We start from the raw sequence: 7,747 nt of genomic DNA, 5'->3' as shown, positions 1-7,747 counted from the left end.
ATCTCGTTCGCACCAGCAACTCTTATAATATATCACGTTTGTTCCGGTAATGCAAGAGGTTTTTTTAGAGAGTTTTTTAAGTTCTTATAACTTCCTCTCAACCTCAGCGTCCCATCGCATTCTTTCATTTCGCGACTGGATTTATAATGTATCATATTATTCAATGTGATAGCAATACATAATTTCTTCCAAATTCTATTTGCATTAGATTCTGCATTGAGGCTAGCATAACTAAACATTCGGAAGATTCATAGACATCCGAAACAAGCAAAACAAAGATGAATGAAAAGATACAGAAACATGGTCACAGCAAATAAGGAGGACCACCCTTTGATCCCCCTTACTTCATTAACAACTTGAAATCTTACCCTTTGATCCAAGGATTTTGGCGCTTGCTTCTTGATGCAGGAGATTGTTTGCGCGATTTTTTTGCTGCTGTTCTTGTTTTATTAGCCTGTTGACGGTTTACTTTCGCTCTGGATTTTGCAGCCTCTTCGATACCAGTATCTCTTATCGGCAAATCATCATCAGCATTCTCAAGCTCATTACTGCCAGAAATGTTGCTCTGCTGTGTCTCAAAAGGGCTAGGAGCAAACTGCTGCTCGTTTTGTCGTTCATTCCAGTTCTGCTCATATGGATTTGCAAATGAAGGATATGTGCCATGAGCTGCCGGGGAACCATATGCTCCTGCATTAAAATCCATTCCACCCTGCCATGGTTGATAAGGAACTCCAACGCCAGGTACGTGGTGACCGTGATGTTCATGTTGCGGGTACCCGTGATGAGGCATATTGTAGTACGGACTTATTTCTCCTCCATGGCACCCGCAAGGTGATGGAACATATCCGTAAGTCATTGCTGTATGATGATGCTCGGGATATGGCTGGTAGTTGGAACCCATACCGCCCGTATATGATTCCGTAATCGAGAATTGTGAATATTCCAAACTCATCGGTTGTTCAGATACTCCCGGGTATCCAGCCGTCGCATTCCCCCAGCCCTCATTATAAGAGACTGGCATCACCTCCTGTGAAATCTGGTGAAACGGATGTACCGCTTTGCCAAAATCCGCGCCTTGCCATTTTACAGGCTCATGATATCCCCATGGCCCTTCAGGAGAGACATATTGTGGCATCGTAAATGCTGGCGCATTTTTATGAGGGAATTCTGGACATGGATGTGGCATCATGTGAACTGGCATCTCCATAAATGGCGGGCACGGTTCCGCGATCGGATGAATCGGATGCGGCAGCGGCATGGTTTTGACAGGGAACGTATACTCAGGTTCAATGGGTTTATATGGCGGTTTAAATTCTGGTTTGAATTCTGGTTTGAACTCAGGCATAACGACAGGCTTCTTAAATTCCGGCATCACTTCTGATTTCTTAATCTCCGGCATGATTTCCGGCTTTTTAATTTCAGGCATGATTTCTGGTTTTTTGATCTCCGGCATAATGACCGGCTTTTTGACTTCCGGCATCATTTCGGGTTTCTTAATTTCCGGTTCGATTTTCTTAGGTTCCTCTGGAAAAGGTGAAATCTCCGGCAGTTTTGGCAGAACCGGCGGTTCCGGTTCCTTCACTTCAGGTACCGGCGGCTGCTCGATCGGCGCCGTTATTTCTTCCTTCACACCCGTGTATTCCTTGCTGCCTGGTTTCTTCTTGCCAGGGGTCGATCCAGAGCTCATCGAAGTCCCCTCTTCTGCTCCTGTCTCCGTGTATACCCCTGATGACGGGATATTGACGACTTCTCCCACCAAAAGGGCATTCGGATTTTTAAGCTGCGGATTGGCATCAATGATTTCCTTCAAGGTAACTCCCCATGCCTTGGACAGCTTCCAGAGAGAATCTCCTTGCTTTACCGTATGCTTATGGATGATTGGCTGGCTGCCGCCAGGTACCGGAACAGGCTCTGTTGGTACTTTGATCTTGGTACCGACCTCGAGCTTATTCGGATCCACGAGCTGTGGATTGGCATCGATGATTTTCGCTAATGGGACGTCATATTTTTTGGACAGCTCATATAGGGTGTCGCCTTCCTTGACGATGTGTATCTTCACGCCGCTAAAACCTCCTACACTCTTCTAGGCGTCATGTAATTCGCCCGCTTTCGTTACTACATCCTATGCACAGAATAGGCGATTGACATCCCTCAAGACAAAAAAAATCCTTCCATCGACATGAAAGGATTGTTGAAGACACATAACGAGCTGTCCTATAAAATTAAGATTCCCATACTTTATAACCGTCTTGATCTACAATTTTGCGGAATTCTTCGAGCAGCTTCAAAGTAACCGGGCCAGCCTGCCCTTTACCGATAATCCGACCGTCAATTTCGCGAGCGGCAATAACCTCGGCAGCGGTTCCTGTAAAGAATACCTCGTCTGCAATGTATACGTCGTGCATGCTAAAAGGCTCTTCCTTCAATTTAATGCCCAGTTGATCGCATAAATCGATAATTGCCTGACGCGTAATGCCTTCAAGTGCTCCCAGATAGCAGGGCGGTGTTGTGACCACTCCATTTTTGACGATGAAAATATTATCCCCGGAACCTTCGGTCACATATCCTTGCGCATTCATCATGATCGCTTCATCCGCACCCGCAAAGTTCGATTGAATCTTCACAAGAATGTTGTTTAGATAGTTCAAGGACTTGATCTTGGGATTAAGCGCATCTGGAATGTTGCGGCGCTGAGCCACAGAAACGGCCTTCAAACCGTTCAGATAAGCTTCCTCCGAGTAAATGGCGAGCTGCTCTACAATGATTAACACGGTTGGTTTAGGACAGCGCCGCGGATCCAGGCCCAGATTGCCAGCACCACGAGATACCACGAGACGAATATAGCCATTACGCATATCGTTGCGTCGAATGGTTTCTGCCATAGCCTCCAGCAGTTCATCAAATGCCAGTGGAATAACTAAATCGATGGACTTGGCGGAATCGTACAGCCGGTCCAAGTGTTCCTTGCACTTAAAGATGTTGCCGTTATATATCCGAATACCTTCGAATATACCGTCTCCGTACAGGAATCCATGATCAAAAACGGATACTTTAGCGTTCTCTTTGGTAACCAATTCTCCATCTAAATAGATCCATTGCTCTGACATTTACTTAACCTCCATCTTCTCACGCTCGTACGCATAGCCCGGATAAGACCCCAGCACGCGAACCAAACATCCAAGCGCTTCAATCTCTCCCATTGCTGCGACCAACAGAACGGAATCGGTAGAAGCCATGACATCGATATAAAAATAGTAATTACCAAGCTTTTTCTTCGTAGGGCGGGACTCGATGCGGGACAAATTCAAACGCCGCCATGCAAAAGCAGAAAGCACCTGATGCAGCGCACCCGGAACGTCTTCCGGCAGCGTAACCAGGATACTGGTTTTGATATGCTCCGGCGAACGGTTAATTGAAATCGGATCACGACCGATCAATACGAATCGGGTGTAATTGTTATCATGATCGGTAATACGCTCGGCAAGCACGTTTAATCCGTGTGTTGCCGCACCCAGTGATGTTCCGATCGCGGCCCACCCCTGGCCTGGATTATCCTTTACGATTTTAACCCCTTCCGAGGTGCTGCCTACCTGCTCCAGCTCCGCTTGAGGTGCTGCTTTTGCAAGAAACTGACGGCACTGCGCAGTCGCAACTTGATGGGACCAGATCTTTTTGATTTGACTGTAATCCATCGTTCCGTCACTCGTAAGGAATTCCGAAGCATTTCCGATTAAATTTTGGATGGAAGGATATACCCACTCCACCTGCATCGGCAGGTCCACCTCATTCACCAGCCAATCCATGTGAAGGCTTACCGATCCTTCAATGGTGTTCTCAATCGGGATAACGCTATAATCGCTCTTGCCTTCTACTGTAGACATAAATACATCAGAGATCAGTTTATAGTGCACAAACTCCACCGGCTCACCATTAAGGAGATAGCGTATCGCTTCATGAGATACCGATCCTGAGGGCAACAAGGCTATTTTTTTCATGAAGTAACTTCCCCTCTAATCATATCCAAAAAGGATTTGTTGTTTATATCATCCATCAGCTGAACACCTTCGGCAACTGGATTCAGCTGGTAACAAGCAGCCGAAATTCCTTCCGACTTCATCGTCTCCATCAGATACGTGCTCAGCTGTCCTTCTACTCGCGGATCTTTGCGGTCCACGAAAGCAATCATAGTCGGACCCGCCCCGCTAAGCGCGATACCGAGTGCTCCCTGGTCAGGTGCTTCCGTCAAAATCCTGGACATCCCCGGTACGAGCGGTGCCCGGTAGGGCTGGTGGATACGGTCTTGCATTGCAGCACGAATCAAATCCAGTCTGCCTGCGCAAAGAGCTGCTGTCATTAAGGAGGACCGACTAATATTATATACAGCGTCGGCTAAACTGACCTGGGCAGGCAATGCTTCCCTTGCCTTGGATGTCGCCAACTCAAAATCAGGAATGACTACGAGCGTTCCGAGGTCCGCCGGAGGTTCAATGCGCATATAATCCGCATGAGCTCCATCCCATACCGCCGTAATAATTCCTCCAAATAAAGAAGCCCCCACATTATCTGGATGCTTCTCAAGATTCGTCGCCATATCAAAAAGCTTGGAATCCGGCAATGGTGAGCCGATCAGAGCGTTGGCAGCTGCTAATGCACCTACAATGGCTGAAGCGCTGCTGCCAAGACCCCGGGTGAGCGGTATTTCAGAGTACATGGAAATTTCGAGTTCCGGGACAGATTGTCCCGCTTCCTCAAAAACCATCTGAGCCACCTTATAAATCAGGTTGCTCTTATCTGTCGGCAGACCGCCCATCTGATCACCATGAAGATGGAATCCGGTCTGCTCCGACGCTTTGATCTCGATCCATGAATAAAGAGACAATGCCATGCCGAGTGTATCGAATCCAGGTCCCAAATTCGCCGTACTGGCCGGAACCTTCACCCGGACTCCTTGGGACAAACTCATACCTGCGCAGCTCCTTCAAGCTGAGCAATAGCATCCATTACGGCAGATTCTGTATCCGACACAACGAGCGGTTCGGATTTCACTGTGGAGATCGCGATGTTGGGATCCTTCAGACCATGTCCTGTCAGAACACAGACAACGGACTCCCCGCCTTTAAAATATCCTTCACGCTTCATTTTATAGACACCTGCAATGGAAGCAGCAGATCCAGGCTCGGCAAAAATCCCTTCCCGCGATGCGATTTTACGATAAGCTTCCAAAATCTCCTCGTCCGTAACATAGTTAATCTGTCCGCCGGACTCCTCTGCAGCAGCAACCGCCGTTTTCCAGCTGGCTGGATTCCCGATGCGGATGGCAGTGGCCACTGTCTCCGGATTCGCGATAGGCTCCCCTTTGACGATAGCCATCGCGCCTTCCGCTTCAAACCCAAGCATTTTTGGAAGTGAGGACGATTTGCCTGCGGTGTGATACTCTTTAAATCCTTTCCAGTATGCGGAGATGTTACCCGCATTGCCGACTGGAATCGCCAGTACATCCGGCGCTTTGCCCAGTTGGTCTACGACCTCGAATGCCGCAGTCTTCTGGCCTTCGATACGATACGGATTCACCGAGTTCACAAGCGTGATCGGATGCTTCGCAGTAATCTCGCGAACGATTTCCAGCGCACGGTCAAAGTTGCCATCAATGGCAATGACCTTCGCTCCGTAAATCATCGCCTGAGCAAGCTTACCCAAAGCAATATTATTGTTAGGAATAATGACGATGCAATTCAACCCTCCGCGGGCAGCATAAGCAGCCGCTGCTGCGGAAGTATTACCGGTAGAAGCGCACATAATTGTACGGCTTCCCTCTTCCATCGCTTTTGCTACGGCCATCACCATTCCACGGTCTTTAAAAGATCCCGTAGGATTAAGTCCTTCAAATTTGAAATGCAAATCAATCCCGAGCTCTTCCGATAAGTTAACGGCTTTGATCAGTGGCGTATTCCCTTCCTTGAGTGTAAGAAGCGGAGTACGCTCATTCACCGGCAAATATTCTCTGTAGGTTTGAAGCAATCCTTCATACGGCATCTCTCTTGTTCTCCTTTTCTTGTGAAAAAATTATATAGGGTTCATGCTTTGAATCGCTTATCCTTCAACACGATAAACACTTTTAATTCGGCGGATGACATCCAAGCCTTCGAAATGATTCAGTACCTTATCCATGTTGGCTTTGCTTGCGTTATGGGTGACGATGATAATCTCAGCATCCGGGTTATGCTCATTCGGCTGCTGGACAACGGACTCCAAGCTGACATCATGCTGGGCAAACACCTGCGTAATTTGGGCAAGCACGCCCGCTTTATCATCCACATGAAGCAGAATGAAATTTTTGTACACGATCTGCTCATCGGTTTTGAGTTTCTTCAGTTTATAAGGGACGATGGCTTTCAAGCCGTTAACGCCCAGCTTCAGATTCTTAATGATGGCTACCAGGTCTGCCACTACGGATGTTGCCGTTGGCATCTCGCCGGCACCGGCTCCATAAAACATCGTTTCGCCGACAGCTTCCCCGTATACGTAAACGGCGTTAAATACACCGTTTACTGCTGCGATGGGATGTCCTTTGCGAACCATCGTCGGCTGAACGCTGATGCTGAACTCATCGTCCTGCCGCTCTGCAATTCCCAGAAGTTTCATCTCGTAACCCAAGCGCTTGGCATACGCAATATCGTCCTTTGTCACTTGCGAGATTCCCTTGACAGATACATCCTGCAGCTCCACATTCGTACGGAAGCCGAGGGTACCGAGTATCGCCATCTTGCGTGCCGCGTCCAAGCCTTCCACATCGGAAGTCGGATCAGCCTCTGCATATCCAAGCTGCTGGGCCTCCGCCAAAACATCCTCGTAAGAGGCGCCCTCCTGGCTCATTTTGGTCAGAATAAAGTTGGTTGTGCCGTTCACAATCCCCATAATTTTCATGATACGGTCGGATGAGAATCCTTCAATCAGCGTCCGGATAATCGGAATGCCGCCAGCTACACTGGCTTCATAGAACACATCACACTGCTTCTCTTGAGCTTTTGCCAAAATTTCGGCACCGTGCAAAGCCATCAGATCCTTGTTAGCTGTTACGATATGTTTACCCCGATCAAGCGCTTCGAGGATATAAGACTTCGTCTGCTCGATTCCGCCCATCACTTCTACAATGACATCGATCTCGGGATCGCGGATGACTTCCCATGGATCTTCGGTTAGCTTAGTCTGATCCACGCTGACGCTGCGGTATTTCTCCAGATGTTTTACTGCAATACGCTCTATCGTAATCGGCGAACCGACCTGACTGCTCAAATCCTCCTGATGCCCCTCTACGATGCGGACTACCCCTGTCCCTACGGTTCCTAATCCCAAAAGCCCTACTCTGACCGGTTTCATTAATACACTACCTCCTGTATCCCATCACATAGATATCTATTTATTTGTCATATCTTACCCTTGCCCTATCATCTGGACCCTTCTTACCCCGGTTATTCGCCTTAAACCGTCGAGCAGATCATCCAGCTCCTCATTAAGCCGGGAAACCTCAACGGAAATCACAACATTTGCGATCCCTTGCAGCGGAATGCTCTGATGAATGGTAAGCACATTCCCGCCTTCACCCGCAACCAGCCCAAGCACCTCGGACAGCATCCCGGAGCGATGTTCCATATCGATAGAAATCGTTACGATTTCATCACGTTCCAGTTGATTGATTGGATGAATGCCATCTTTGTACTTGAGCATTTTGCATAATTCGAAAATTGAC

At 48.1% G+C, this 7,747-nt stretch carries 7 protein-coding genes; all 7 read right to left on the bottom strand.

Annotation, left to right across the window (positions count from 1 at the left end; genetic code table 11):
* Positions 1-364 precede the first annotated feature (364 nt).
* A complete protein-coding gene (locus tag PVOR_RS08920) occupies positions 365-2,059 on the bottom strand; it encodes a LysM peptidoglycan-binding domain-containing protein (RefSeq protein ID WP_006208829.1) in 1,695 nt (564 codons plus the stop codon).
* Between the two features lie 163 nt (positions 2,060-2,222).
* Entirely contained in the window at positions 2,223-3,107 is an 885-nt protein-coding gene (gene ilvE, locus PVOR_RS08915; protein ID WP_006208828.1) for a branched-chain-amino-acid transaminase, read from the bottom strand.
* Positions 3,108-3,995 (bottom strand): prephenate dehydratase, encoded by an 888-nt coding sequence (gene pheA / locus PVOR_RS08910; RefSeq protein WP_006208827.1) that lies wholly within the window; start codon positions 3,993-3,995, stop codon positions 3,108-3,110.
* The gene (gene thrB / locus PVOR_RS08905; RefSeq protein ID WP_006208826.1) at positions 3,992-4,963 is read right to left on the bottom strand and encodes a homoserine kinase; all 972 of its coding nucleotides are present in this window, start codon (positions 4,961-4,963) and stop codon (positions 3,992-3,994) included. Before thrB ends, pheA begins: the two co-directional genes overlap by 4 nt.
* Positions 4,960-6,033 (bottom strand): threonine synthase, encoded by a 1,074-nt coding sequence (gene thrC, locus PVOR_RS08900; RefSeq protein ID WP_006208825.1) that lies wholly within the window; start codon positions 6,031-6,033, stop codon positions 4,960-4,962. Before thrC ends, thrB begins: the two co-directional genes overlap by 4 nt.
* 57 nt (positions 6,034-6,090) lie before the next feature.
* Positions 6,091-7,377: a homoserine dehydrogenase gene (locus PVOR_RS08895; RefSeq protein ID WP_006208824.1), complete on the bottom strand. Its 1,287-nt coding sequence runs from the start codon at positions 7,375-7,377 to the stop codon at positions 6,091-6,093.
* A gap of 54 nt (positions 7,378-7,431) precedes the next feature.
* Positions 7,432-7,747, bottom strand: a 316-nt coding sequence (locus tag PVOR_RS08890) for an ACT domain-containing protein (RefSeq protein ID WP_006208823.1), incomplete at its 5' end; no start/stop codon positions are given.

Source organism: Paenibacillus vortex V453, assembly GCF_000193415.1.
Classification (GTDB): domain Bacteria; phylum Bacillota; class Bacilli; order Paenibacillales; family Paenibacillaceae; genus Paenibacillus_AQ; species Paenibacillus_AQ glucanolyticus.
This window is presented reverse-complemented; position numbering and strand designations above follow the sequence as displayed.